The sequence below is a fragment of the Caproicibacterium amylolyticum genome (assembly GCF_014467055.1).
Taxonomy (GTDB): Bacteria; Bacillota; Clostridia; order Oscillospirales; family Acutalibacteraceae; genus Caproicibacterium; species Caproicibacterium amylolyticum.
Genome location: NZ_CP060696.1, coordinates 908,265 through 931,020, shown reverse-complemented (window position 1 = coordinate 931,020; position 22,756 = coordinate 908,265). Strand labels below are relative to the sequence as shown.

Genomic DNA, 22,756 nt, shown 5'->3' with positions numbered 1-22,756 from the left:
TCATAATTGGTCTGTACATCATGTGCTTTCTCATTTTTGCGCACACGCATTTTTTCCCTGTTTTTGCTTGCAGAGAATCCAATTTTGTGGCATAGTAATATTGTATATCAAATTTTGTGAATTATAGATTTGGATAGAGAATTCAATCAGGGAAGCCCGTAGGGGAGGAACAAATTTTATGGAAAGAAAGCTTGCACCGCTTTGCTTTAAAAAAGACGGCACATTCCGCATTATGCAGGTGGCTGATATACAGGAAAGCCCCCTGGTGTGCGGTGACTCCATTACATTTCTGGACGCAGCTCTGCGCCGCGAAAAACCCGACCTGGTCATTTTTACCGGTGACCAGCTCAAAGGCTACAGTCCCTTCTTCCACACGCCCGGCGGCAAACTGAAAGCCGGTACAACACTGCACAAAATTCTGGCACCCTTTGCGGAGCAGCACATCCCATTCGTCATAACATTTGGCAATCACGACGCACAGGCCGGACTTACCAATCGCCAGCAAATGTACTACTATCTGCAGTACCCTGAGTGTGTCAACCCGATTGAGGATGTAGAGGATTGCGGCACAAGCTGCCTGACGATTGCTGGCAAAGATGGAAAAAATGCCTTTGCTCTTTACATTCTGGACTCCAACTCGGAACGTTTTGCACCGGTAAAACCGCACCAGATTGAGTGGTACCGCCGCACACGGGAACGTTTGGCAAAAGAAAACGGTGGTACCTATCTTCCCTCTCTGGTGTTTCAGCACATTCCGGTTCCGGAATTTTATGAATTTCTGAAAGAAGTTCCAAAAGGCACCCCGCACGCAATTCCGGCTTTCGGCAGCCGCAAAGAACATTTTTACCTTCTGGATCAAGAAAAAGTTTACGGTGGCGAACTTGGGGAAGCACCCTGCGTTCCGGAATCCAATTCCGGTGAATTGGACGCTTTAACAGAGGCCGGCGATGTACTGGGACTGTACGTTGGTCATGACCACCGCAACTCTTTTTCCGGCCCGCTGCACGGAATCGATGCAGGCTATGCACCCTGCTGTGGCTTCAACACCTACGGCCCAGGTGCCGACCGCGCTGTCAGAATGTTTACGCTGTATGAAAGTAACCCGCGCAAATATGAAACAAAGTTGCTCAGCTACCATGATATTTTTGGCCACAAAGTTTCACACCCCATGCGTGATTTGTTTTTAGATAAATTCCCTGCTACACCGGAGCAGGTGCTGCCGATTTTGATTAAAACCGCAGCAGTCACCGGCGGCCTGGCCTATCTGCTGTATCGGCACGACAAGAAAGGAAATTAACAAAGCAGCCCTTTCAACAAAGTTTTCGCCAGCCTTATTCACAAGGCTGTAGGTTTGGGGCAAAGCCCCAAGGTCTTTGCTCTTAGCATTCTAAGAAGCAGGTCCGAGATGCAATTCCGGGTTAAGAGTTTTTCATCTTCTGCCTTTGCAATGCTCTGCAGAGCATTGCAAACAGGCGTACAAAATCAGAACATAAAAAAGCACACCCTTTACAATTTGACATTGTTAAAGAGTGTGCCTTTTGTTTTACAAGCAAGACCTTGGGAGCCTGACATGTGGGCTCCCAAACCCGTGAGCGCTTCTTAGGATAAGGACAAGGTCGTGGCGGACTTCGCCCCCCACACCCCTACTGCCCTTGAAAGGACGGGCGGAACTTTTACTGAAAGAACTTTTTTAGAACTCCACTTTCTCCTGCAGCCATGCGTCCAGCTCATCAATTTTGATGCGTTCCTGACCCATAGTATCGCGGTCACGAACGGTTACGCAGCCGTCGTCCACGCTCTCAAAATCATAGGTGATGCAGAACGGTGTGCCGATTTCATCCTGACGGCGATAGCGCTTGCCGATTGAACCGGTTTCGTCGTAATCCACCATGAAGTGCTTGGAAAGCTTTGCGTAAACTTCGCGTGCCTGCTCACCCAGTTTCTTGGAAAGCGGCAGAACAGCCGCCTTAAACGGTGCCAGCGCCGGATGCAGATGCAGAACCACACGGGTGTCTTTCTTAGTTTCATCCACGATTTCTTCGTCGTAAGCGTCGCACAGGAATGCCAGCACCACGCGGTCAGCACCGAGGGACGGCTCGATAACATACGGCAGATAATGCTCGTTTTCCTCCTGGTCAAAGTAGGTCAAATCTTTGCCGCTGTGCTCCTGATGGCGGGAAAGGTCATAGTTGGTGCGGTCCGCAACGCCCCAAAGCTCGCCCCAGCCGAACGGGAACAGATACTCAATGTCCGTTGTTGCCTTGGAATAAAAAGCCAGTTCCTCCGGGCGGTGGTCACGCAGGCGCAGATTTTCTTTCGTAATGCCGAGAGAATACAGCCAGTTTTCGCAGAAATCTTTCCAATACTTGAACCAATCCAAATCTGTATCCGGTTTGCAGAAAAATTCGCATTCCATCTGCTCAAACTCACGGGTGCGGAAAGTGAAGTTGCCGGGAGTGATTTCATTCCGGAAGCTTTTGCCGACCTGGCAGATACCGAAAGGCAACTTCTTGCGGGTGGTGCGCTGTACATTCTGGAAGTTCACAAAAATGCCCTGCGCAGTTTCCGGGCGCAGATAAACTGTATTTTTTGCATCCTCGGTTACACCCTGAAACGTTTTGAACATCAGGTTGAACTGGCGGATGTCCGTAAAGTTTTCGCCGCCGCAGTTCGGGCATTTAATATGGTTTTCCTTAATGAAAGCCATCATTTTTTCGTTGCTCCAGCCGTCTGCACTTTCGCCGGTGAAGTCCTCAATCAGCTTGTCTGCACGGTGGCGGGTCTTGCAGTCCTTGCAGTCCATGAGTGGGTCGGAAAAGCCGCCAACATGGCCAGTTGCGACCCACACTTCCGGATTCATCAGGATAGCGGAATCCAAACCTACATTGTAGGGGCTTTCCTGCACAAATTTTTTCATCCATGCTTTTTTGACGTTGTTTTTAAACTCCACACCCAGCGGGCCGTAGTCCCATGTATTGGAAAGGCCGCCGTAAATCTCACTGCCGCCATAAATGAAGCCGCGGTTTTTACAGAGCGAAACAATCGTATCCATGGTTTTTTCAGTTGCTAACATTCTAAATTCCTCCGAATATAATTATAAAATACCGCCAAAAGCTTGCGGCATAAGTAAGCACCATCAGGCTGTTTTCTTTTTAAAAGTAACCAATTTGCTGACCAGCCAATTAATGATGACCACCACAACGGTCAGAATGATTTTCCAGAAAAGGCGGTTGCGGTGCATGTAATCGACAAAAAACCACATACCAAAATTTTCAATCACCAGCGTCAGCAGGCGGCCACCCAAAAAGGTACTGATTTCATGCAGCAGTGCGGCAGCACCCGTCGCCTTGCTTCCAAAAACAAAAATCTTATTTGTAACAAAAGCAAAAATAACAGCCACGACCCATGCCAACGTATTGGCTGGCACAGTTTCCATTCCGCCAAGTCTGCAGAAAAGTTCCAGCGCAACAATGTTGATTACAGAGGTTGCTACCCCAAACACAATGTACAGAATCATTTCCCGCGAAGTAAAGTACTTCCACAGAGTCTTTATTTTTTCTTTCATAATACTTCCTTTCCCCTGAATAGCATATATATTTAGTTTACCATTACAGTGAACACCTTTCAAGGAAAGTTTATAAGTTTTTTATCTGAAATCTTTGTGAACACAGGGGCTTGACTTTTTTTTTACAATTTTATATAATTACTAATGTTGTTTATTTCGAGGTGTAGCGCAGTTGGTAGCGCGCATGGTTTGGGACCATGATGTCGCAGGTTCGAGTCCTGTCACCTCGACCACGAAACCCCTGCAGGCAAACCGCTTGCAGGGGTTTGTTTTTTTATCTTGCTCTACTTAATAAACTGAGACAAATTGGCAGAGAAAGAGTGAAACATCTACCAAAGCAAGCGTGAGGCTAGCGCGGAACTTGATTAAAAATTTTCGACATACATTATGCACCCCACCAAATTGTACAGCAAATCTAAGCAGCAGGACCAAAGTAACCGCGAACTACAAGGATTGACTAAAAAGTCTTGACGAAATGAAGCTTGTACGATATAATAATAGGGTTCAGTTTGCTACTGTGGCTCAGCTGGTAGAGCAGCTGATTCGTAATCAGCAGGTCGGCGGTTCGAGTCCGCCCAGTAGCTCCAAGTTAAAAACCGCATTAGACAGCCATTTATCGGTTGTTTGATGCGGTTTATTTTTTACTCATTTTCGGTTTTGACTACCTTTTGACTACCTTTGCTTTTTTGACTACTAAAATAGGCTGTGATTTTATCCGCACTTTTGGCAACGTCTTGCTCCGCAATATGCGTATATACTTCGGCGGTCATACGTATGTCGGAATGCCCTAAAAGATATTGCGCCGTTTTTAAGTCCACACCCGCACGATATAAACTAGTGGCATAGGAATGCCGCAGCATATGCGCGTGAATGCCCAGAACTAACAGTGTTACTTTGCTCCACAAATGGCGAAAGCTAATAAATGATATCATACTCCCGTCTGCTGCTGGCACAACATATAGGCTATTACGTGTAGACATCGAAAGTATTTGTGACAGCTGCGGCGGTACTGGTATCATACGATGCGCTGATTTACTTTTCAAGGATTGGTCTGGGTCAGCTTGGTTATTGTCCGGAAATGTGATTGCCCGGTTGACTGTCAATTTATTATCTGAAATGTCACCCCATTGCAAACCGAGAATTTCCTCACGACGTAGACCAGCATACAGCCCCAGCGCACAAAATGTAAGCGCCCTCCCAGTAAGAGAGGACAATAGTAATCGCTGCTCTTCATCTGTGAGATTTTTCTTTTTGGGTGGTGTGTTATGCTTTGTGATTTTTATACCGTCGCAGGGATTACTAATAATCATATGATTTAATCGTGCCGATTCAAATAATTGCGAACAAGTAAGCAGTACCTTGCGCTGTAAGCTTTCCGACTTGTCCGCACAGCTATGCATAATTTTTTGTATATGCACCGGCTTAACGTCCCGTACATCTATATCGCCTATAGCATCCATAACATGTGTGTTGTAGGAAGTACGGTACATCCTTGCAGTCGAGCCTTTCAACCCGCATTTGTACGTTTCCAGCCATGTCTTAGCCCACTCCCCTACCATAGTATGGTCGTTAACAGTCAGTCCTTGCCTGTCAGCATCCCGGAGAGCGTCCTCAGCAGCTTTTAATGCCGCGATGGATTTACCATACACTATTTTTTTCGTGCCGTCTTGCAGCGTAACTTTGCGCTGATAGCGCCCGTCTGCGCGTTTCGTTAACTTTGCCATAAATTAAGTCCTCCTCTTATAAGGAATCCCCGCTTCCGGTTTCTGCCGGCGGCGGGGATTTTTTTATTTTGCTGAAATAGTATCAGCTACAATTGCCATAATACGCGGCTTTTCTACAGTTGAGCCAGTAAATGCTCCGGTTGCAGTTATTTCATCATCTTTCTTATATGCAAATATTCGGCTTGTGTCTTGTTGATTTCCATCGTTCATAGTCCAAGATACTTCTGCTCTGTTTCCCTTTCCGTCACTAGAAATGTCGAGGACAAAGACAATATCTCCTGCGGGGTCCGGAGAACGTATGCTTTCAATTTTTCCAGTGACCGTCAAAGAAAGATTAGAAGAAATATACTTCGTACAATGCCCCATATATTCTTTGTATTGTGCATCCATCATAGACCCGCCGGAATATCCGGCGGTTTGTACAACTGCTGAACTGCTTCCAGAGTCATCCGGAATTTGTATCCCATGTTCTAGGCCGTCAGAACTTACTGCCGTGCTACTGGGGTTTGCAGAGTTTGTTGCTGTTGAGCTGCTACACCCTGTAAGCGCAAACAGAGCCATTGCAGACGCAGCCAATATAGCAATTATTTTTTTCATAAGTCATCCCTCCTAAAATATTACGAATTATTTTCAGTCTCTGCTATCTGGCTTTGTGTGTCCTTAAGCTCCTTATCAGTTTCACTACTTTTTTGCACTAATTCTTTTTGAGATTCAGTCATATACTGCTGCAATTCCGAGTCAGAAATTTTGTCTCCCGTGTCTACAGCACTACTGGAATTTTGTGCTCCTGATATTACATCAGTATAAGCATCTGCAAGATGCTTGTTTGACTCTTTTAACTTATAGTCTGAACTGTTGTAGTATCCCCAAACACCAGCAATTAGGCTGGACACCACAACCACAATAAGCAAAGAAATTACAGCTATTAAGGTCTTATCATGCTTGCTATCTGATTTTTTCATAAGTCATTCCTCCTAAAATATTATAGATATTTTAACTATAATCTTCCAGCAAAGAACAGTCAACCCTTGCTTTAAAGATTTGTAATAACTTGTTTTGCAACGCCAATAATTTCAGCATATCCACTATTAAAGTCATTTGTTGAAACTATGATAGGCTGAAAATCAGGATTTTCAGGCATAAGCACTACTGTGTTTTTATTAACCGGTTTGAAACGCTTTAACGTTGCTTCATCGCCATTGACACGGCAGGCCACAACTTCACCATTTTCCGCACAAGGCTGTTTATGAATTAGTACAAGTGAACCGTCTGGAATTCCTGCATTAACCATAGAAACGCCAGAAACACGCAAATAAAAGTATTCATCAGGATTATTTACCATAGTAGGCATATAGCCTTCTATATTTTCCTGTGCAAGTACCGGATAACCTGCAGGAATCTTGCCCACTATCGGAATCATGCCACTGATATTGATGACATTACTGTTACTGTGTTCCTCAATAAGGTCTGACTTTTGGACACCAAAATAATTTGCCATAGCTTCGATTTTATCAATCCGTGGGTATTTGTTCCCATTGTACCAATCAGAAAAAGTTGAATAAGAAACATTTAAATCTTTGCAAATTTCTCTTCTATCTTTATTAATTTTTTCAACATAAAATTTAATATTTTTTGACATCACTTCTTTATTCCCTACATTAGCCATTTGTATTCCTCCATCACTTTTCATAATCGTATTATACGCTTTTAGCGAAAAAAATCAATATTTTTTTAAGATTAATAACATTTTAGGTCTTGACATTACGCTTTAAGCGTTATATAATAGCATTACACACGAAAAGAGGTGATAAAGTTGAAAATTACATTAAAAGCTGCAAGAGTAAACGCGGGTCTTACTCAAAAGCAAGCCGCGGCTGAAATTGGTGTAGCAAAAGAAACTATCAGTAGTTGGGAGCGTAAAAAATCATATCCAAGTACTGGAATGCTACAAAAAATTGAAGCAGCCTATCACATTCCATATGACGATATTATTTTTTTATCGCCAAATAACGCTTTAAGCGTTACAGCATAACCAAAAGGAGGCATAGCACATTGATTCCAGCATAGCCAAGAAAGCGGCAGAAAGTTACTTTTCCATTCTATAGGTAAATACCGGATTCGATACAAAGTACGTTATGGCCGTAACTTTGTAACCGTTCTTTTCAAATTAAAATAGCCGCCCCTGATGGCACAGGAACGACTACTGCAAGCCCGAATTGCTTTATCTCTGCAATTTAGAATCATTTCTTTAGTACATAGCTTACTGAATTGTTAGTTCCAGCCCAGTAAGCTGCCGACACAAGTTTAAACCCTTTAGCAATCAAAAGTGATGCTTTGGTTGCGTCAAAAGTAAAAATCTTATGTGACTTGACTTTGTATCTTATTCCCTATCACCTCCTTTCGGAGGTACAGGCTTGCAACCGTATTTTACAACATTTTCTAATTTATAACAAGGAGGTACAACACATGAACAACAGCATTATTCCGCTGGACTATAAAGGCCAGCAAGTACGTATGACCGGTACAAAAGAAAAGCCACTTTGGGTATTGAAAGATGTATGCGAGATTTTGGATATTGCAAATCCGCGTAATGCAGCAGCACGACTTGAAGATGATGAAAAGGGTGTCTGCCAGATGGACACCCTTGGCGGTAAGCAAAATATGACTTGTGTCACCGAGTCCGGCCTATACGCCGTGATTCTTCGTTCGGACAAGCCAGAAGCGAAGCCGTTCCGCAAATGGGTAACATCCGAAGTTTTACCCAGTATCCGCAAGACTGGTTCTTACGGTGTAAAGGACAAGCCTAAAAAATCAGCTCTCCCCCTCGCTTCATCCAACCACATGATTGAAATGCTTACCCGCAGTTGGAAAGCGGCAGGCGTTGACCCGAAAAATATTGCTTCCATGCAAACGGGGCTTGCAAGGGATGCGCTCGCACCGTATGGCCTATGCGTTCCGGAACTTCCGATTGCCGTAGAACGTACATATGACGCAACAGAAATGGCAAGAAATATCGGCGTGTTTTCAAAAACAAAATTGCCGCACGCTCAGGCGATTACAGCAATCATTAAAATGCTGGATATTCCAGCGAGCGAAACCTTTATCACACAGACTACTGCGCACGGTCACGGAAAAGCGGTACCAGACGTTCGGTATTCCGAAAAAGTCAGCGGAAAAGTGTTGCAATGGCTGGAAGAGCATAACTGGCCGTCCCCCATCGTTGGCGAAACTGGCAAAAAATATTACGTTGCGTATCAGATAGCGGCATAAGGGAGGTACCACAATGAAAATCACAATCGCAGGCAGTCCCAAAGAAATAGCCGCCCTCGCACTGAAGATGCAGGGACAGCAGGAAGAGCAGGCTCACAAAATCACTATTGACAGTAAGGAAATTGCGAGAGTGGCAGGAAACTTTATGCAGCCAAAAGTACACAGTACAAAGTCGTGCGCACCTGACGTTGCTATACATATTGATTTGTCGGAAGTTGACGCAGCCATTAAAAAAGCAAGCCAATTGGATGATGCTCTTGCAAAAGCAAACAACCTGATTGGCTCACTCCACGACGTAAACATAAAAATTACGTCTGACTAACCCTTTTCAAGCTGGATAAGTACTTTACAACCGGGGCAAGCGATTGTAGTTCCAACTTGATTCAGCTTGTAACTGATAGGTGCACCACAATTTGGACAGGTAGTGTGTACAACGTGTTCACCTATCGCTTTGGAAATTTGTTTCTCTATGTCCATTTTATCCACCTCCTTTCTGCCACAATTCTACATCAGAAAGGAAAATTTTACAAGAAAGGACTGGTACCTGTGCCAGAAGTCATATTGAGCCTAACACATGACAGCCTCATGGAACTGCTGCATAGCTTGACTGACAACGATTTACAGTATCTTGCCGACCGGTTAGCGGACAAGTTCCAACCCCACGCGCAGGGAACATACACGATTGCAGAGATTTCCGAAAAATTGAAACTGTCTCCCGAAACGATTTCTGACCGCATACATAAAGGCGAGTTCGGGGACGTTATCCGCGACGGCAGACGATACCGAGTGACCGCCGCCGGTTTGCAGCAGTACATAGACCAGCACAGCGGGCAAACGTACCACAAACAGGAACCGCCGCAGCCACAGTACAGACGGAAACACGTTAATCCCGGAAGAATTTAAAAAGGAGTGACAAAATCATGACCTTAGCACAAACCCTTATGTTTGGAGTAGGCTGCATCACCACAGCAGCCCTTATCGGCTCGGCAATTATCAATGCGGTTATCGTTATCCACAAGGCCGTCAAAGCACGGCAGCACCGCGCAGAGCGTGAGCAGCGGCAGGCGAAGCAGCGCAGACGGCGGGATTTTATTGATTTGATGGAGGCAGGGAAATGACAAATCAGGAATGGGAAGACTGCAATGAATTGTCTGACCTGCGCATGGAAAACGCGGTGCTGAAGGACAAGCTTGCCGCCGCGCTGGCCGAAAATACGCGGTTGGCAGAAAAGGCGCCGCACTGGATTAGCGTTAAGGACAGGCTGCCGGAAGACGGAATGGACATTATTGTAGCTAACGCTTCTACTGGAACGGAATACGTGTCTCACCGTGATTTAATATTTTTTAACGAATCCAAAGATGCATTTGTACCTACATCATATTTTCAAGAATTTAAGTTTACTCACTGGATGCCACTGCCGGAACCGCCGAAGGAGGAAAAATAATGAATAAAGAAACAGAAACAGCGCTGATTTTTGCAGCTACCATCATTATGCAACAGGTATGCGACAACTCGAAGTTTTCAGAAGCACAGCGTGACAAGATGCGAAAATATGCGCACACTTTAATAGACCTTGCGGATAAGAAGGAGGAAAACAATGCGATTGGTTGATGCAGATGAAATGGCAACGAATGATAATGAAGCTTACAATAATACACTTGAAAAAGTGGAAGGAACGGAATTGGCACTCCCAAATTTGATGGCACATCTGAAAATTCAGAAACTTATTAAACAAACTCCCACTGCCGATGCTGTGACAGCGGTACACGCACACTGGGAGTATGACAAAGACGGAATGGATTGGGGACTCGGTGCTTATCTTTGCTCAAACTGCCACGCAAGGAACAATAATTTACCAACAAACACAAAAATAAATCCTTTGGCATTTACAGGCTCGCATTACTGCCCGCAGTGCGGCGCAAAGATGGACGAAAAGGAGGAAAGCAATGAGTGAAGAATTGAAGCCGTGCCCATTTTGCGGGGGAGAAGCACGTTATAACAGAAAACAGATATCGCAAGGATGCGTACTTGTTGGATATGATTGTGAACAATGTGGAGCAGCTGCACCCGTTTTTACTGGCCCGGTAGCAATAGAAAAATCCATGAAAATTTCAGCAGCAAAAGCCTGGAACCGCCGCACCCAGCAGCCAAATGAACTGCTGACGGTGGACGAGCTGCGGAAGATGATAGGTCAGTGGGTATGGGTAGAGTCAAAAGACGTATTATGCCCTAATGGCTGGTACAGGGTAGAGCCGCAGTTCCGCGAAACGATTAGTCTGGCAGGTGTTGACGGTACAATTTATGAAACGTCAATTACTAACGGAGATAGCGCAGTTTACCGCCGCCCGCCGGAAGAAGGTGAAAATGATGAAAGTTGAGTATGTGCAAAACCTTGATGATGAGGACATCAAAAAGCAGTGTGCGTTCGGGCTTGCGGACATATGGAGCAAGTACGTGGCCGCAAAGGATTGTAAAGATACGCGTACCATGCGTTGGTACGCAAAAGATTTTCAAGCTGTGAGCAATTTTCTGTACCAAACGCTCGGATGGACATTCCGAGATGATTCGCGCGACGGAATGGTGTGGGACATAACTGGGCATAAAGAACACGACTTAGGTGAGATTGAAGGATATAGCAAAATGCTTGCAGAACTTGATGGTGCTGAAATTTGCCCATTCTGCGGGTCACTACTCGACAATCCACAGGAGCCTACCCCATGACCGCGCCGAACAACAGCGGCAAGATAATCCTTGACCTGTGTGGCGGGACAGGCTCATGGAGTAGACCATACAAAGAGGCTGGTTACGACGTGCGGCTGATTACCTTGCCTGATAACGACGTGTGTACATATGAGCCACCGGAAAATGTTTACGGTATACTAGCGGCACCGCCGTGCACGGAATTTAGCTTACTTAATTGCAAAGCGGAAAATCGTGAAAGACATTTTGATGTCGGACTTACTACGGTGGTTGCCTGCTTACGGATAATCGCAATGTGCAAGCCGCAATGGTGGGCGTTGGAAAACCCGGTAGGCCACTTGATAGACTACATGGGCAGACCGCAGTTAATATTCCAGCCGTGGGAATACAGCGACCCGTGGACTAAGCGCACAGCTATATGGGGCAGGTTTGTGCCACCCAAAAAGCTATATAGTAGCTGGGACGGCGTCCCGGACAAGTTACCGCTCTACACGCGACCCGGACGTGGCAAGCCCAATTTTGCATATCTGCACAAATCCGCACAAGCACTTATTCCACAGCTTGCATGGGCGCATCCACAGACCGATGCAGATTTCAGAGCCATTACCCCACCCGGTTTTGCAGAAGCCTTTTGGAGGGCAAACAAATGATTATGTCAGATAACCCCTGCTATCTCTGCCAGCGGCGCAGGCTACATTGCCACGGACAGTGCAAAGATTACATAGCGTACACGCAGTACCGGCAGACGCTCAATCAGGCAAAGCAGGCAGACATTGGTTTGCAGGCGTACAGCAGTGACCGATATTTCAAAATTCAAAGGAGGATACATAATGGAAAATAGCTTGTCAAAAGTACAACGTTTGCAGGCAGAACGTGAGAATTGCATCCGGCAGGCAAGTGATTATCAGACCCGCTTCCCAGACTCCATCCGCTTATTCCAGCGCGCCGAAGCCCTGCAAATAGAAATTGATGAGGAGGTAAAAAGCAATGTCCTGTCCGTACAGCCACATCACACCACAAACTTGCCTTAGCTGCAAATTACCGCATTGCGACGGCGGGAACCACAAGCACCAGACGTCGGAAGAAACCTGCTATCTTGAAGCAGTTGGATTGGGGCGAGATTCCGTACGCCGTAGGCCGCCAGTTATACCTCCGCGCGTCTGCCCCGTCTGCGGCAAACAATTTGTGCCGCGCTCAACACGTCAGGTCTATTGCTCGAAGCATTGCCAGTGCATAGCGCGCCGGAAACGTGACAAAGAAAAAGCCGCTGCCAAGGCTGCAACCCTGACAACGGCACACACAAAATAAAACTATCGCTATTTTAAAACAGATGAAAGGAAATGTCAAATGAACAAAATGAGCCCGTTCTTGACCGTTAAGGAATTTCAGAGCGAATGTGCAAAGCATGAAGTATGCAGCGACTGCAAATTTTATGGGGCCTGCTCAGCAACGTGCCACCCGCAAGACTGGATCATTGCCAAGCCAGACCGCCCGAAAATCTGTTATCTGCTCTGTCCTGAGCAGCCGTTGGAAGTTGAGGAAAAGTTCAATTTGCCCGGGGCTGGCAGGAACCCTCATTGCATAGCTGAGAGCGGAATTATTAAAGACAGCTATGGCTTTACATCCACTACATATAATGAAATTTATTCTATATTTAGCTGCATTAATGGCGAACGCCACATTGAACGTCTTCCCTCCTACCCTGATTTCACAGACGCAGAAGTGGAAGCGTTGAAATGGTACAACTCATATAGTCGCAATGCCGCCTGCGTTACTCAAAATCATGACTCTGTGATGATGTTTTCAAAAGGAGAATACAAAGAAACACAAATGTTTCTTCCAACATCGTTATTCCCTCATATCACTAGTGAATACACGCTCAAACACCCGCTTGATATTGCCGCATATCTGAAATGGAGGGAACAGAAAGATGTTTGATAACTATCCTGCTGCGCAACGAGCATATGACAAAATGCTTCCTCCGGAATACCCACATGATGTTGAATGTTGCATGTGCCATTGTGGCATTGATGCTGGAGAAGTTATAACCATTGGCGATGACACAGTATGCAACGATTGCTTTGCTGATTACTGCATAAACAACTATGAAAAGTACGCAGAGGAATACATAGCAGGAGACTATGAGACGTTGCATGACTTCATTAAATATGTTTCGTCTGGCGCATATTCCGATGTTGTACAGGACTTTTTGCGGGCGAGACAAACAGATTTTTCGCAAACTGTGAGGTGCTACTATGCAAATGCCTAAGACAGTCACGCACTACGAAACCGGCACTGCAATTGTGCCAGTGTATTTCCCAAACGGTGATGTTTGTTGCCGCTGGTGTCCCCTATTCTTGCGGTTTGAAGAACCATTCAAACGGTATAGCTGTCGCCTGACTGGTGATTGGATAGCAGATATCGGAGCACGGCAGGAATGGTGTCCGCTAAAATTTGAGGAGGTGTAAATAATGGGCATATCCGTTTTAATTCTCGGAGAGTCAGGCAGCGGAAAGACCACTTCCCTGCGAAACTTTCAGCCGGGAGAAATTGCCATTATCAACGTTGCAAAAAAGCCATTGCCATTTCGCACAAAGCTAAAGCCATACAACACGAACGATTATGCGGCAGTACAAAAAGCTATCTTTGGGGCTGTCAAACATGGCAACAAAGCAATCGTGCTAGACGATATTCAGTATCTTATGACAGACCAGTTTATGCGCCGCTCTTCTGAAACTGGGTACGGAAAATTTACCGATATGGCATCTGATTACAGTGGACTATTTGAAATCGCCCCACAACTACCAGATGATTGTATTTTGTACCTTATGAGCCACGTTGAGCGCGACGAGTCCGGACATGAAACGCCCCGCACGGTTGGCAAACTGGTACATGAAAAGCTGTGTGTTGAGGGCAAAGTTACAATCACGCTTCACACCTATGTTGAATCGGGCAAGTATTATTTTCGCACACACAGCAGCGGCGAGGGTGACATTACAAAGTCGCCGCTGGGCATGTTTGAACCAGACCTGATAGACAATGATTTGAAAGCCGTGGATGCAGTAATCCGCGAATACTACAATTTTGGAGGTACTAATAATGCAGAAATATAACGATTGGGACAAAATACAGGCAGCATCCGGAGAAGCACAGACGCTCCCGGCAGGCAACTACATTTGCAAGATTAAGGGTGCAAAAATAGTTACATATGACGGGAAAAACGGGAAATTTGACAAGCTGGAAATCAGTGTTGACATTGATGAGGGAGAATTTAAGGGTTTTTATGCCAATGATTACCGCAACCAAGCGCAATGGGGAGACCAGAAATGGAAAGGCTGTCTGCGCCCCTACTGCCCCACTAACGAGGATTCCGACCAAGCACGCAAAACGGCCGCGATTTTTAAAGGAATTATTGAAGCTATCGAAGCCAGCAATCCGGGCTATAAATGGAACTGGGACGAAGCAACATTAAAAGGTAAAAGAATCGGTGTACGGTTCCGCAATACAGAATGGGCATACAATGGCCGTTCCGGATGGAAAACACAGCCTTATAGGTTTGTGCCGGTCAATGGCATTGAAAAGCTGGATACGCCGAAGGACAAGCCTCTGGCAGTTAATGACAAGCCACAGACGCAGCAGCAGGGAGATTTTCAGACGCTTCCTGACGAGGACGATTTACCGTTTTAAGGAGGACATAAGAATGAAAGAGATCCATTTCTACTTTGGCAGCAATTGTGAACCCTATACAAAAGTATACCACGACTTTTACAGTTCAAGAATGGCAATATGGAACGACGAGGTTGTGCATACTACTCAGCTTGTGCTCTTGTCTACAAAGCTTTTTGAACAAGGATTCAAAGTGTTCATACACACAGTACACCGCACCTTTGAAGTCAAGCTAGGTAAGAACGAAATAACAAGCCGTATCGTCAAACCAGAAAGCAATATTTTAAAGCTGCTTTTTGCTGGCGGATTTGGAAGCATAGAATAATTATTTTTAGAGCCGGGTGGGCGGGTTGGTACAGGCTCGGAAAGCGGTGAAATAATCATTTGGAATACAACTACAAGTTGGAAGATTTTGACACTCCGGTACCGTATGAAGAAGTACTTAATATTGACAGTAATTTTGAGCGACAGCAGGCATATAACAAACTTGAAAAAAACGCTAGCAGTGTTGGCGTAAAACATTTTTCGCAGCTTTGGAAGTCGTTTGTTTCTGAATCCGAACCAAAAAGCGGCTCAAAAATCATTGATATGTGTGAAAAAACAAATTTCTCAAACCAGCCTATTGAGCTACGGTCTGGCACATGGAAAGCAGACGATAGTGGAATTTACAAAGACGCACGTTATGGTGAATCAGAAGTTGCGGCCGCCTGCCCTATTACGATTACAAAGCGAGTTGTAAACATTGACACAGGTGAAGAAAAGCTGGAGTTATCGTATACAAAAGGAGATCGGCGTTGGCGGCACGTTGTAGTTCCAAAACTTGTCACATCGAACAGCCGGAAAATTGTGGAGTTGGCAGGCTGTGGGATTTCAGTTACTTCCGAAACAGCTAAAAACTTGGTTGATTACCTGTTCAATCTTGAAAATTTGAATCTGGATTTAATACCAGAAGTGCAGTCAGTCAGCCGATTGGGCATGATAAAAGACATAGGCTTTTCGCCTTATGTACCGGAAATTACATTTGACGGTGACGAGAAATGCGGAAAGGCATATGCAGCAATGCATGAACATGGAGACCGTGATAAATGGGTTCAGCTCATGCAAGGGCTGCGAGGCACGACCATAGAATTGCGCATAACGATTGCTGCTGCATTCGCAAGTGCTCTTGTTTCCCCTCTTAACATTAACCCATTCTTTGTGCATATCTGGTCTGGGGAGTCAGGCAGCGGCAAAACAGTTGCTTTGATGTGCGCCGCTTCCGTATGGGGTGACCCGCACTGGCAGGGTGGTGCATACATACAAACATTTAATGCGACGCAGGTCGGACTTGAACGGTCAGCAGCCTTTTTTAACCACTGCCCTTACATGATTGACGAGTTGCAGCTTTTAAAAGATTCCCATGGACGCAACAAATTTGACATTGTGTATTTGCTTTCAGAAGGGCAAGGACGCACCAGGGGAAACAAATCCGGCGGCATTGACATTACTCCCACATGGGCGAACTGCATGATAACAACCGGTGAAACCCCGCTGACAACGTCTAGCAGCGGCGCAGGCGCGATAAACCGCGTTATCAGCATAGAGTTATCCCCTGATAGTCCTATCGTCACAGACGGCCATACACTGTGCAATCTGCTATACAAAAACTATGGATTTGCTGGAAAAGAGTTTGTAAACCATTTGTACGGGTGCAATCAGGAAGAACATGCGCAGGATGTGTACGACGGATTTTTCAAGCAGTTATGTGAATCAGAATCTACCGAAAAGCAGGCTATGGCTGCTGCTTGCATCTTAACAGCGGACAAGCTGGCTACTGATTGGATTTTTCAGGATGGGCAAAATTTGACCGTCAAAGAAATCGGACATTTCCTTGTTACGAAAGACGAAGTTAACGTTGGCAAGCGCGGATATGCATACATTTGCGACTGGGTGGCACAGAATGCAAACAAAATGCGCACCCATGCTGACGGCGATTTCGGCGACGTTTACGGCGTAATTGAGCAGGACACAGCGTATATTATTGCAACAATTTTTGATAATGTATGCAAAGATGCAGGGTACGACCCGAAGCCAATCAAGGCATGGATGCGTAAAAATGGCAAGATGAAGTTGCAAGGCGGAGAGTCAACTAAGCGGTATACAATCATGAAACGTGTGAATGGAATTACAAATGTACGCTGCATAGCGGTAATTATGGACAGCTTTGACGAGGATATTTGTAAAGAAGATTTGCCTTTTAATAACTAAAATTCTTTTTAAGAAAAATTGTTGCCATTGTTGCCACTGTTGCCACCTTTTCCGCAATACACACGCGTTATTTATAAGAAATATTTTTTCAATATATTTCAAAAAATAATTTTTCCTCTGGGACTTTGGGGGGATTTAGTGGCAACAGTGGCAACATCATGTTAAGAATTGCATAGGAATGCGGGTTACAGCGGTTGCCACACAGTGGAAACATGGTGGAAACAGTGGCAACACATAAAGGAGGCATATATTTTGCATGAATATACATTTGCGTGAATATCAGCAGGAATGCATTGACTCAATTATTCATGCCGGCCCCGGTGCATGGCTGGCAGTTATGGCGACCGGGCTAGGCAAGACTGTTACGTTTGCGAACCTGCCGCGAACTGGACGCACGCTTATCCTTTCGCACCGGCGCGAATTAGTAACGCAACCACGTAAATATTTTGACTGTGATTATGGGATTGAGTTAGGCACACAGCACAGTCACGGCGAACCGGTTGTATCAGCAAGCGTACAGACAATGACGCACCGAATGAACAACTTTGCACCGGATGAATTTGACCGGATTATTTGCGACGAAGCACATCATTCCGGGGCAAAAACATATCACGATATTTTCAATTACTTTCAACCCAGGCAATTGATAGGTTTCACAGCAACGCCTAACCGCTCCGACTCCGTCCGGCTGGATGATGTATTTCAAGATATTGTGTTTGAGCGGGATCTAAAATGGGGAATTCAAAACGGGTACTTGTCAGACATCTACTGTCGGCGTGTCAACATCGGCTATGACCTGAGCCACGTCAAAACTTCTGGCGGAGATTATGCGCCGGGAGAACTGGAAGAAGCAATGGACGGAACTGCGGATGCTATAGCACAGGCGTACAAAGATATGGCAATAGGTGCAACACTTGTTTTTGCAGTATCTGTCAAGCAGTCCGAAGAAATTGCAAAACGCATTTCAGGTGCTGCTGTAGTGTCTGGCAAAACGCCTCCAAAAGAGCGGCAGGCATTAATTGACGGGCTTGCAAATGGTTCTATCCCCTGCCTTGTTAACTGCATGGTTTTTACCGAGGGCACAGACATTCCGCGAGTCGAGACGGTTATTATTGCCAGGCCAACACAATCGGACAGCCTATATACGCAGATGGTCGGACGCGGGTTGCGGCTGGCTCCGGGTAAAGACAAGCTAAACCTGATTGACTGTGTAGGTGCAACAGGCTCCAGAAGCCTCTGTACGGCTCCGTCTTTATTGGGAATAGATTTATCGCCCGTGCCAGAAAAGAAGCAGCAGGAGCTAGAAGGACTATTGTTTGACCTGCCAGACAAGGCAACCACATTAAGTGATTGTCCTGAAAGCTGGATAAGGAATGTTGAAATCGTTGACTTATGGGCAAAGACACAGTCATACAACACACATGGAGTCAACTGGTTCAAGCAGCCGGATGGCAGAATGACGCTTTCCCTGCCGCACAAACGGCTGACAATTCCCCCAGCTGACAAATTGGGCAGATGCAATTTTGGAGGGCGAATTGTTACAATGCAGTACGCACTTGATAACGCTTACAAAATGCTGTGCCGTGACTACGCAAAAGAAAAGTACATTTGGGATGTGTCAGCAGCAAAGCGTTGGGGTGCACAGCCTGCCAGTGAAAAACAAATGAGATTAGTCAGCAGAATGTGCAAGGGCTTTGACTGCACAGAATTAACAAAGTTAGAAGCAAGTCAGATTTTAAACAGGAGGTTAGCAGGATGAACCGTGTTTTCAAACTCAATCCCATGCAGGAATCTTCCATTCAGCACGCAATCTTTCTTTGGAGTGAGCAACCGGCTATTCGCAGCCGGTTCCCTGAATTGGCATTACTACATCATATCAAAAACGAAACTACCTATGCAGACGCAAAGCAAATTGCGATTGACAAGGCGTCCGGTGTAAAAAAAGGTGTCCCTGATTTGTCGCTTCCCTGCCCTCGCGGCAATTTTGCAGGGCTGTACATAGAGCTAAAGACAGCAAAAGGCAAGCCGTCAAGGGAACAACTATGGTGGATTGACAAGTTGTCAGAACACGGTTATTGCGCCTGCATCTGCTACGGGTATCAGGAGGCGATTAAGTGCCTAAACGAGTATCTAAGCCTGCCCCTCCACCTCCATACGGTCCCAATGTCAGAGCAAAGCAATTGAACCAGCTTGCAACTCTGAAAAATCCTTATCCTGCCTGTGACGAATTGTGCATTGACGAAGAATTATATGTGCTTGGAATTCGTTGGACGTTGCGCCGCTATTGGCGACACGAAATCTGTGCCGATCAGGCACGGGCAGAACAAAAAATATGTCAAATAGCTTATTTACAAGGAGGTTGGAGGAAATGACGGATGACCGCAGAAAAGAAATTGAGGGCCGAGCAATCCGTACATACGGTGAAAATTCGCAAGTAGATAAAGCCGTTGAGGAAATGTCAGAGCTGACAAAGGCACTGCTGAAGTATCGTATCGGGTTTGCAACACTGGACGAAATCCGAGAAGAGGCAGGAGACGTACAGATTATGTTGGAGCAATTGCGCATACTGTACGGCGGCACAAGTGACATAGAGGAGTACAAGCTTAACCGGCTATGGGCGAGGATGGAGGTACAATCATGACTCGCAATGAATTATCGTGCTACCATGATTTGTCCGTTCGTCTACACACATTGCAAACTGAAATTGTTGGAGACACAGCGAAAGACTACTCTTCCGGTTTTCCCCACTCTATTATGCTCCGTGGGGTCGCCTGTGACGATAAAACGCAGCAGGAAGTAAAACTACTGAGCGAAAAATTAAGTGTCTTAGATGCGTACATAGACAGCGTTACAGACGTGCGGGCAAAGAATTTGTTGGATATGCATTACCGCAGGAACATGACATGGTGGCAGATTGCGAAACGTACAGGCCGGTCATTCACAGCCGAAAAGCAATATTTATATAATTTTTTGAAAAAGGCTTGACTGTTACGTATGTTACTATAATATTAAAATAGAGAGCAAATAATTAAGAGAGTAAACTCACCCAATTTATTATTTTATCTCTAATTAATCAAGATTACAAGGACTCATTTTTTGATTCATTTTTTGTCTCCTTCCATTTTTTTACTGCTGCACCGTCGTGAGACAGAGCAGCTTTATATGCACAGTTCGAGTAGCAAGGGTAACTCGCCTTTTTGGAGAAGCAGGTTCGAGTCCTGCACTGTGCACTACGAAGACAGTTGCTTTACTCTTTCTAACGACTTCGCAAACGGTATGAAAAGAGCGTCTTAGCTGTGAATTTACAAGAAATCAATAGCTCCGGCGAAAAAAATGGCCGTCGGGAAACAGGTAGCAGCATAACCAACTCACCGATTACGGTGCTGCAAGTCCATTTTTAATATTTACTTTTTTGATACTGGCTAATTCAGTGGCGGTTAGGATTCAATGTGAAAAGCATTCCGCCTTACCAAAAAGGAACATTCGAGCGCGGGAGGAATAGTCACCCGAAGCGTGCAAAAAAAGAGCCGCCTGAACCGCGTAAGCGTTCTTTCAGGGGCCAACATCGGATTAATTTCCGATGTTTCTGTATGAGTTACGGCAGTCCAATAGGACGTGCCCACCGGGTCGTGACCGGGGTAGCTCACCATTACCTGACTGATTTACCTATGCGATACGAGTCGGCAGGTGTTACTTAACCGGGCAGGCATTGTCAATAAGTCCTGTCTTTGATGATTCAGCAGCCTTTAACTGGGCTGCTATTTTTATACGATTTTTGAGGTGGTTACGATGCCTTACTGTCCAAAGAATGGGGACTGCATTTACAGAGACAAAAATAATGCAACTCCAGTATGCCAGTATCCGGGAAAATGCCCGTACTGGCCAAATAAACCGCCGGGTGGTGAAAAGAAATGAGTAAAAAAGTCGGATGCCCTCCGAGATATAAAACTGTGGAGCAAATGCAAAAGGTTATCAACACTTATTTCGAGGAGTGCAAAGGTACGCCACTCTTAGACGCGAAAGGTGAACCTGTTTTAAACAAATTCGGATATCCAATTATGCTTGACCGCAGACCGCCTACTGTTACAGGGCTTGCTTTGGCTCTAGGGTTCACCAGCAGGCAGGCACTGTTAAACTATCAGGCAAAGCCGCAGTTCTTTGACACGGTTACGCGCGCGAAGTCCCGCTGTGAGGATTATGCAGAATCAAGATTGTATGATAAAGACGGCAGCAACGGCGCACAATTTAGCCTGCGGAATAACTTCAAAGGCTGGTCTGAGCACCCGGAAGTGCAGCAGTCTACTGTTACCGTTGAAGACGACCCGCTTACAAAATCGCTCAAAGAGGAGCTTGAGAAAAAATGAGTTTTTCAGAAAAGCAACGTCAAATACTCACTTTCCCCTACTCCAAATATTCAGCATTAATTTGTGATGGCGCCGTCCGTGCTGGTAAGACTTGCGTTATGTCATTATCGTTTGTGCTGTGGGCAATGGGAAACTTCAACGGCCAGAACTTTGGCATTTGCGGAAAAACGGTTGTTTCAGCAGAGCGCAACATCATTCGGCCACTTATGGGTGTCCGATATTTGCAGCAAAACTTCAAACTGCATTTTGCAAATCACGTTCTGACGGTGTCACGCGGCAGCAAAAGTAATTGTTTCTATATCTTTGGCGGCAAGGATGAATCCAGCTATCAGCTCATACAGGGCATTACGTTGGCGGGCGTGCTGTTGGATGAAGTGGCTCTAATGCCTGAGTCGTTCGTGAATCAGGCGCTTGCCCGCTGCTCTGTGAATGGCTCAAAGTATTGGTTCAACTGCAACCCAGAGGGACCGCAGCATTGGTTTTATCAGAATTGGGTGCTGCATTCCGAAGAGAAGAATGCGTTGCATCTGCATTTCCTGCTTGACGATAATCCATCATTGAGCGAAGAAAAGAAGCAGGAATATTACAACAACTATTCAGGCGTTTTCTATGACCGGTATATTCTTGGGCTGTGGGTAGTGGCTGAGGGGCGCGTTTACCCCATGTTCACCGATTCTCCAGATTCGTTTATAATTCATAAGTCGTTGGCCGGTATTGACGGGCAATGGTATGTAAGCATGGATTATGGCACTGTAAACCCTACTGCCATGCAGCTGTGGTGTGTGCAAGACCATAAAGCGACTATGGTGCATGAATATTATTACGATAGTCGCAAGGCCAAGAAGCAAAAGACGGATGAAGAATATTATGCAGAACTCGAAAAGTTAACGCAAGGCTATTACATTCGCAAAGTAATTGTTGACCCGTCCGCTGCAAGCTTCATTGAATGCATTCGGCGACATGGTAAATTTCAAGTGTGGAAAGGCGACAACGATGTGCTTGACGGTATTCGCGTCACATCGTCTTTCTTGCACGCAGGTATGCTCAAATTTCACGAGTCGTGCCAAGATACGATTCGAGAATTTTCCTTGTACCGCTGGGATGAAGACAAGGACGATGACACTGTAATCAAAGAGAACGACCATGCAATGGACGCAATGCGGTATTTCTGTTATACCGTGTTAGCGCGTGAGTTCCGCTGGGCAGATTGGAGGTGAACG

At 45.5% G+C, this 22,756-nt stretch carries 32 protein-coding genes and 3 tRNA genes; 29 read left to right on the top strand and 6 right to left on the bottom strand.

Going from position 1 to position 22,756, the window contains the following annotated elements; genetic code table 11:
* Nucleotides 1-178: 178 nt before the first annotated feature.
* On the top strand, nt 179-1,297 hold the full coding sequence (locus tag H6X83_RS04265) for a metallophosphoesterase family protein (protein WP_212507921.1): 1,119 nt from the start codon (nt 179-181) through the stop codon (nt 1,295-1,297).
* A gap of 393 nt (nt 1,298-1,690) precedes the next feature.
* Here H6X83_RS04265 and H6X83_RS04260 read toward each other — a convergent pair whose 3' ends face one another.
* Both H6X83_RS04260 and H6X83_RS04255 read right to left on the bottom strand, forming a co-directional pair.
* Nucleotides 1,691-3,073 carry a glycine--tRNA ligase gene (locus H6X83_RS04260; protein ID WP_212507920.1) on the bottom strand — a complete coding sequence of 461 codons (1,383 nt, stop codon included), beginning with the start codon at nt 3,071-3,073 and terminating at the stop codon, nt 1,691-1,693.
* Between the two features lie 63 nt (nt 3,074-3,136).
* Entirely contained in the window at nt 3,137-3,565 is a 429-nt protein-coding gene (locus H6X83_RS04255) for a GtrA family protein (protein ID WP_212507919.1), read from the bottom strand.
* Nucleotides 3,566-3,722: 157 nt separating this feature from the next.
* Here H6X83_RS04255 and H6X83_RS04250 point away from each other — a divergent pair.
* Both H6X83_RS04250 and H6X83_RS04245 read left to right on the top strand, forming a co-directional pair.
* Nucleotides 3,723-3,798 (top strand) — tRNA-Pro (locus H6X83_RS04250).
* 278 nt (nt 3,799-4,076) lie between these two features.
* Nucleotides 4,077-4,152: transfer RNA gene (locus tag H6X83_RS04245), tRNA-Thr, on the top strand.
* 54 nt (nt 4,153-4,206) lie between these two features.
* On the opposite strand, the gene H6X83_RS04240 is transcribed toward H6X83_RS04245, so the two are convergent.
* From H6X83_RS04240 to H6X83_RS04225, 4 genes are all read right to left on the bottom strand, one after another.
* Entirely contained in the window at nt 4,207-5,289 is a 1,083-nt protein-coding gene (locus H6X83_RS04240; protein ID WP_212507918.1) for a tyrosine-type recombinase/integrase, read from the bottom strand.
* Between the two features lie 63 nt (nt 5,290-5,352).
* On the bottom strand, nt 5,353-5,886 hold the full coding sequence (locus tag H6X83_RS04235; protein ID WP_212507917.1) for a hypothetical protein: 534 nt from the start codon (nt 5,884-5,886) through the stop codon (nt 5,353-5,355).
* A 20-nt stretch (nt 5,887-5,906) separates the two neighbouring features.
* Complete coding sequence (locus H6X83_RS04230; protein WP_212507916.1) at nt 5,907-6,251, bottom strand: hypothetical protein; 345 nt, start codon at nt 6,249-6,251, stop codon at nt 5,907-5,909.
* Nucleotides 6,252-6,322: 71 nt separating this feature from the next.
* Nucleotides 6,323-6,955 carry a LexA family protein gene (locus H6X83_RS04225; protein ID WP_212507915.1) on the bottom strand — a complete coding sequence of 211 codons (633 nt, stop codon included), beginning with the start codon at nt 6,953-6,955 and terminating at the stop codon, nt 6,323-6,325.
* A gap of 147 nt (nt 6,956-7,102) precedes the next feature.
* On the opposite strand from H6X83_RS04225, the gene H6X83_RS04220 reads away from it, so the two are divergent.
* From H6X83_RS04220 to H6X83_RS04095, 26 genes are all read left to right on the top strand, one after another.
* Nucleotides 7,103-7,321, top strand: a complete 219-nt coding sequence (locus H6X83_RS04220; RefSeq protein WP_212507914.1) for a helix-turn-helix transcriptional regulator — start codon at nt 7,103-7,105, stop codon at nt 7,319-7,321.
* Nucleotides 7,322-7,755: 434 nt separating this feature from the next.
* Complete coding sequence (locus H6X83_RS04215; protein ID WP_212507913.1) at nt 7,756-8,559, top strand: BRO-N domain-containing protein; 804 nt, start codon at nt 7,756-7,758, stop codon at nt 8,557-8,559.
* A gap of 13 nt (nt 8,560-8,572) precedes the next feature.
* Nucleotides 8,573-8,881, top strand: coding sequence for a hypothetical protein (locus H6X83_RS04210; protein ID WP_212507912.1), 309 nt, complete (start codon nt 8,573-8,575; stop codon nt 8,879-8,881).
* 224 nt (nt 8,882-9,105) lie between these two features.
* Nucleotides 9,106-9,462: a helix-turn-helix domain-containing protein gene (locus H6X83_RS04205; RefSeq protein WP_212507911.1), complete on the top strand. Its 357-nt coding sequence runs from the start codon at nt 9,106-9,108 to the stop codon at nt 9,460-9,462.
* A gap of 17 nt (nt 9,463-9,479) precedes the next feature.
* Nucleotides 9,480-9,677, top strand: coding sequence for a hypothetical protein (locus tag H6X83_RS04200; RefSeq protein WP_212507910.1), 198 nt, complete (start codon nt 9,480-9,482; stop codon nt 9,675-9,677).
* Complete coding sequence (locus H6X83_RS04195) at nt 9,674-10,003, top strand: DUF551 domain-containing protein (protein ID WP_212507909.1); 330 nt, start codon at nt 9,674-9,676, stop codon at nt 10,001-10,003. Before H6X83_RS04200 ends, H6X83_RS04195 begins: the two co-directional genes overlap by 4 nt.
* Nucleotides 10,003-10,170, top strand: coding sequence for a hypothetical protein (locus H6X83_RS04190; protein ID WP_212507908.1), 168 nt, complete (start codon nt 10,003-10,005; stop codon nt 10,168-10,170). The genes H6X83_RS04195 and H6X83_RS04190 overlap by 1 nt, the downstream gene beginning before the upstream one ends.
* Nucleotides 10,157-10,513: a hypothetical protein gene (locus H6X83_RS04185; RefSeq protein ID WP_212507907.1), complete on the top strand. Its 357-nt coding sequence runs from the start codon at nt 10,157-10,159 to the stop codon at nt 10,511-10,513. Before H6X83_RS04190 ends, H6X83_RS04185 begins: the two co-directional genes overlap by 14 nt.
* On the top strand, nt 10,506-10,937 hold the full coding sequence (locus tag H6X83_RS04180) for a Lar family restriction alleviation protein (RefSeq protein ID WP_212507906.1): 432 nt from the start codon (nt 10,506-10,508) through the stop codon (nt 10,935-10,937). Before H6X83_RS04185 ends, H6X83_RS04180 begins: the two co-directional genes overlap by 8 nt.
* On the top strand, nt 10,924-11,280 hold the full coding sequence (locus tag H6X83_RS04175; protein ID WP_212507905.1) for a hypothetical protein: 357 nt from the start codon (nt 10,924-10,926) through the stop codon (nt 11,278-11,280). Before H6X83_RS04180 ends, H6X83_RS04175 begins: the two co-directional genes overlap by 14 nt.
* The gene (locus tag H6X83_RS04170; RefSeq protein ID WP_212507904.1) at nt 11,277-11,909 is read left to right on the top strand and encodes a hypothetical protein; all 633 of its coding nucleotides are present in this window, start codon (nt 11,277-11,279) and stop codon (nt 11,907-11,909) included. The genes H6X83_RS04175 and H6X83_RS04170 overlap by 4 nt, the downstream gene beginning before the upstream one ends.
* A complete protein-coding gene (locus H6X83_RS04165) occupies nt 11,906-12,100 on the top strand; it encodes a hypothetical protein (protein ID WP_212507903.1) in 195 nt (64 codons plus the stop codon). Before H6X83_RS04170 ends, H6X83_RS04165 begins: the two co-directional genes overlap by 4 nt.
* The gene (locus tag H6X83_RS04160; protein WP_212507902.1) at nt 12,090-12,290 is read left to right on the top strand and encodes a hypothetical protein; all 201 of its coding nucleotides are present in this window, start codon (nt 12,090-12,092) and stop codon (nt 12,288-12,290) included. The genes H6X83_RS04165 and H6X83_RS04160 overlap by 11 nt, the downstream gene beginning before the upstream one ends.
* 316 nt (nt 12,291-12,606) lie before the next feature.
* Nucleotides 12,607-13,197 carry a hypothetical protein gene (locus H6X83_RS04155; protein WP_212507901.1) on the top strand — a complete coding sequence of 197 codons (591 nt, stop codon included), beginning with the start codon at nt 12,607-12,609 and terminating at the stop codon, nt 13,195-13,197.
* Entirely contained in the window at nt 13,190-13,528 is a 339-nt protein-coding gene (locus tag H6X83_RS04150) for a hypothetical protein (RefSeq protein WP_212507900.1), read from the top strand. The genes H6X83_RS04155 and H6X83_RS04150 overlap by 8 nt, the downstream gene beginning before the upstream one ends.
* A gap of 202 nt (nt 13,529-13,730) precedes the next feature.
* On the top strand, nt 13,731-14,372 hold the full coding sequence (locus H6X83_RS04145) for a hypothetical protein (RefSeq protein ID WP_212507899.1): 642 nt from the start codon (nt 13,731-13,733) through the stop codon (nt 14,370-14,372).
* A complete protein-coding gene (locus H6X83_RS04140) occupies nt 14,359-14,946 on the top strand; it encodes a hypothetical protein (protein ID WP_212507898.1) in 588 nt (195 codons plus the stop codon). Before H6X83_RS04145 ends, H6X83_RS04140 begins: the two co-directional genes overlap by 14 nt.
* Nucleotides 14,947-14,959: 13 nt before the next feature.
* Nucleotides 14,960-15,250, top strand: a complete 291-nt coding sequence (locus H6X83_RS04135) for a hypothetical protein (RefSeq protein WP_212507897.1) — start codon at nt 14,960-14,962, stop codon at nt 15,248-15,250.
* Between the two features lie 59 nt (nt 15,251-15,309).
* Nucleotides 15,310-17,172: a DUF927 domain-containing protein gene (locus H6X83_RS04130; RefSeq protein ID WP_212507896.1), complete on the top strand. Its 1,863-nt coding sequence runs from the start codon at nt 15,310-15,312 to the stop codon at nt 17,170-17,172.
* Nucleotides 17,173-17,428: 256 nt separating this feature from the next.
* A complete protein-coding gene (locus H6X83_RS04125; protein ID WP_212507895.1) occupies nt 17,429-18,931 on the top strand; it encodes a DEAD/DEAH box helicase in 1,503 nt (500 codons plus the stop codon).
* Nucleotides 18,928-19,356 carry a VRR-NUC domain-containing protein gene (locus H6X83_RS04120; RefSeq protein WP_212507894.1) on the top strand — a complete coding sequence of 143 codons (429 nt, stop codon included), beginning with the start codon at nt 18,928-18,930 and terminating at the stop codon, nt 19,354-19,356. The genes H6X83_RS04125 and H6X83_RS04120 overlap by 4 nt, the downstream gene beginning before the upstream one ends.
* A gap of 184 nt (nt 19,357-19,540) precedes the next feature.
* Nucleotides 19,541-19,813: a nucleoside triphosphate pyrophosphohydrolase family protein gene (locus H6X83_RS04115; protein ID WP_212507893.1), complete on the top strand. Its 273-nt coding sequence runs from the start codon at nt 19,541-19,543 to the stop codon at nt 19,811-19,813.
* Nucleotides 19,810-20,157 (top strand): hypothetical protein, encoded by a 348-nt coding sequence (locus tag H6X83_RS04110; protein WP_212507892.1) that lies wholly within the window; start codon nt 19,810-19,812, stop codon nt 20,155-20,157. The genes H6X83_RS04115 and H6X83_RS04110 overlap by 4 nt, the downstream gene beginning before the upstream one ends.
* Before the next feature lie 179 nt (nt 20,158-20,336).
* A tRNA-OTHER gene (locus H6X83_RS04105) sits at nt 20,337-20,402 on the top strand.
* 681 nt (nt 20,403-21,083) lie between these two features.
* Nucleotides 21,084-21,536, top strand: a complete 453-nt coding sequence (locus H6X83_RS04100) for a terminase small subunit (RefSeq protein ID WP_212507891.1) — start codon at nt 21,084-21,086, stop codon at nt 21,534-21,536.
* A complete protein-coding gene (locus H6X83_RS04095; protein WP_212507890.1) occupies nt 21,533-22,753 on the top strand; it encodes a PBSX family phage terminase large subunit in 1,221 nt (406 codons plus the stop codon). The genes H6X83_RS04100 and H6X83_RS04095 overlap by 4 nt, the downstream gene beginning before the upstream one ends.
* Nucleotides 22,754-22,756 lie beyond the last annotated feature (3 nt).

Bases quoted from the DNA above. Each gene is read 5' to 3' on its own strand.
- H6X83_RS04140 (WP_212507898.1), top strand. From the start codon at position 14,359: ATGCAGAAATATAACGATTGGGACAAAATACAGGCAGCATCCGGAGAA.
- H6X83_RS04215 (WP_212507913.1), top strand. From the start codon at position 7,756: ATGAACAACAGCATTATTCCGCTGGACTATAAAGGCCAGCAAGTACGT.
- H6X83_RS04100 (WP_212507891.1), top strand. From the start codon at position 21,084: ATGAGTAAAAAAGTCGGATGCCCTCCGAGATATAAAACTGTGGAGCAA.
- H6X83_RS04165 (WP_212507903.1), top strand. From the start codon at position 11,906: ATGATTATGTCAGATAACCCCTGCTATCTCTGCCAGCGGCGCAGGCTA.
- H6X83_RS04145 (WP_212507899.1), top strand. From the start codon at position 13,731: ATGGGCATATCCGTTTTAATTCTCGGAGAGTCAGGCAGCGGAAAGACC.
- H6X83_RS04175 (WP_212507905.1), top strand. From the start codon at position 10,924: ATGATGAAAGTTGAGTATGTGCAAAACCTTGATGATGAGGACATCAAA.
- H6X83_RS04210 (WP_212507912.1), top strand. From the start codon at position 8,573: ATGAAAATCACAATCGCAGGCAGTCCCAAAGAAATAGCCGCCCTCGCA.
- H6X83_RS04160 (WP_212507902.1), top strand. From the start codon at position 12,090: ATGGAAAATAGCTTGTCAAAAGTACAACGTTTGCAGGCAGAACGTGAG.
- H6X83_RS04095 (WP_212507890.1), top strand. From the start codon at position 21,533: ATGAGTTTTTCAGAAAAGCAACGTCAAATACTCACTTTCCCCTACTCC.
- H6X83_RS04125 (WP_212507895.1), top strand. From the start codon at position 17,429: ATGAATATACATTTGCGTGAATATCAGCAGGAATGCATTGACTCAATT.
- H6X83_RS04155 (WP_212507901.1), top strand. From the start codon at position 12,607: ATGAACAAAATGAGCCCGTTCTTGACCGTTAAGGAATTTCAGAGCGAA.
- H6X83_RS04265 (WP_212507921.1), top strand. From the start codon at position 179: ATGGAAAGAAAGCTTGCACCGCTTTGCTTTAAAAAAGACGGCACATTC.
- H6X83_RS04185 (WP_212507907.1), top strand. From the start codon at position 10,157: ATGCGATTGGTTGATGCAGATGAAATGGCAACGAATGATAATGAAGCT.
- H6X83_RS04120 (WP_212507894.1), top strand. From the start codon at position 18,928: ATGAACCGTGTTTTCAAACTCAATCCCATGCAGGAATCTTCCATTCAG.
- H6X83_RS04135 (WP_212507897.1), top strand. From the start codon at position 14,960: ATGAAAGAGATCCATTTCTACTTTGGCAGCAATTGTGAACCCTATACA.
- H6X83_RS04180 (WP_212507906.1), top strand. From the start codon at position 10,506: ATGAGTGAAGAATTGAAGCCGTGCCCATTTTGCGGGGGAGAAGCACGT.
- H6X83_RS04260 (WP_212507920.1), bottom strand. From the start codon at position 3,073: ATGTTAGCAACTGAAAAAACCATGGATACGATTGTTTCGCTCTGTAAA.
- H6X83_RS04230 (WP_212507916.1), bottom strand. From the start codon at position 6,251: ATGAAAAAATCAGATAGCAAGCATGATAAGACCTTAATAGCTGTAATT.
- H6X83_RS04240 (WP_212507918.1), bottom strand. From the start codon at position 5,289: ATGGCAAAGTTAACGAAACGCGCAGACGGGCGCTATCAGCGCAAAGTT.
- H6X83_RS04150 (WP_212507900.1), top strand. From the start codon at position 13,190: ATGTTTGATAACTATCCTGCTGCGCAACGAGCATATGACAAAATGCTT.
- H6X83_RS04235 (WP_212507917.1), bottom strand. From the start codon at position 5,886: ATGAAAAAAATAATTGCTATATTGGCTGCGTCTGCAATGGCTCTGTTT.
- H6X83_RS04255 (WP_212507919.1), bottom strand. From the start codon at position 3,565: ATGAAAGAAAAAATAAAGACTCTGTGGAAGTACTTTACTTCGCGGGAA.
- H6X83_RS04200 (WP_212507910.1), top strand. From the start codon at position 9,480: ATGACCTTAGCACAAACCCTTATGTTTGGAGTAGGCTGCATCACCACA.
- H6X83_RS04195 (WP_212507909.1), top strand. From the start codon at position 9,674: ATGACAAATCAGGAATGGGAAGACTGCAATGAATTGTCTGACCTGCGC.
- H6X83_RS04225 (WP_212507915.1), bottom strand. From the start codon at position 6,955: ATGGCTAATGTAGGGAATAAAGAAGTGATGTCAAAAAATATTAAATTT.
- H6X83_RS04115 (WP_212507893.1), top strand. From the start codon at position 19,541: ATGACGGATGACCGCAGAAAAGAAATTGAGGGCCGAGCAATCCGTACA.
- H6X83_RS04110 (WP_212507892.1), top strand. From the start codon at position 19,810: ATGACTCGCAATGAATTATCGTGCTACCATGATTTGTCCGTTCGTCTA.
- H6X83_RS04190 (WP_212507908.1), top strand. From the start codon at position 10,003: ATGAATAAAGAAACAGAAACAGCGCTGATTTTTGCAGCTACCATCATT.
- H6X83_RS04170 (WP_212507904.1), top strand. From the start codon at position 11,277: ATGACCGCGCCGAACAACAGCGGCAAGATAATCCTTGACCTGTGTGGC.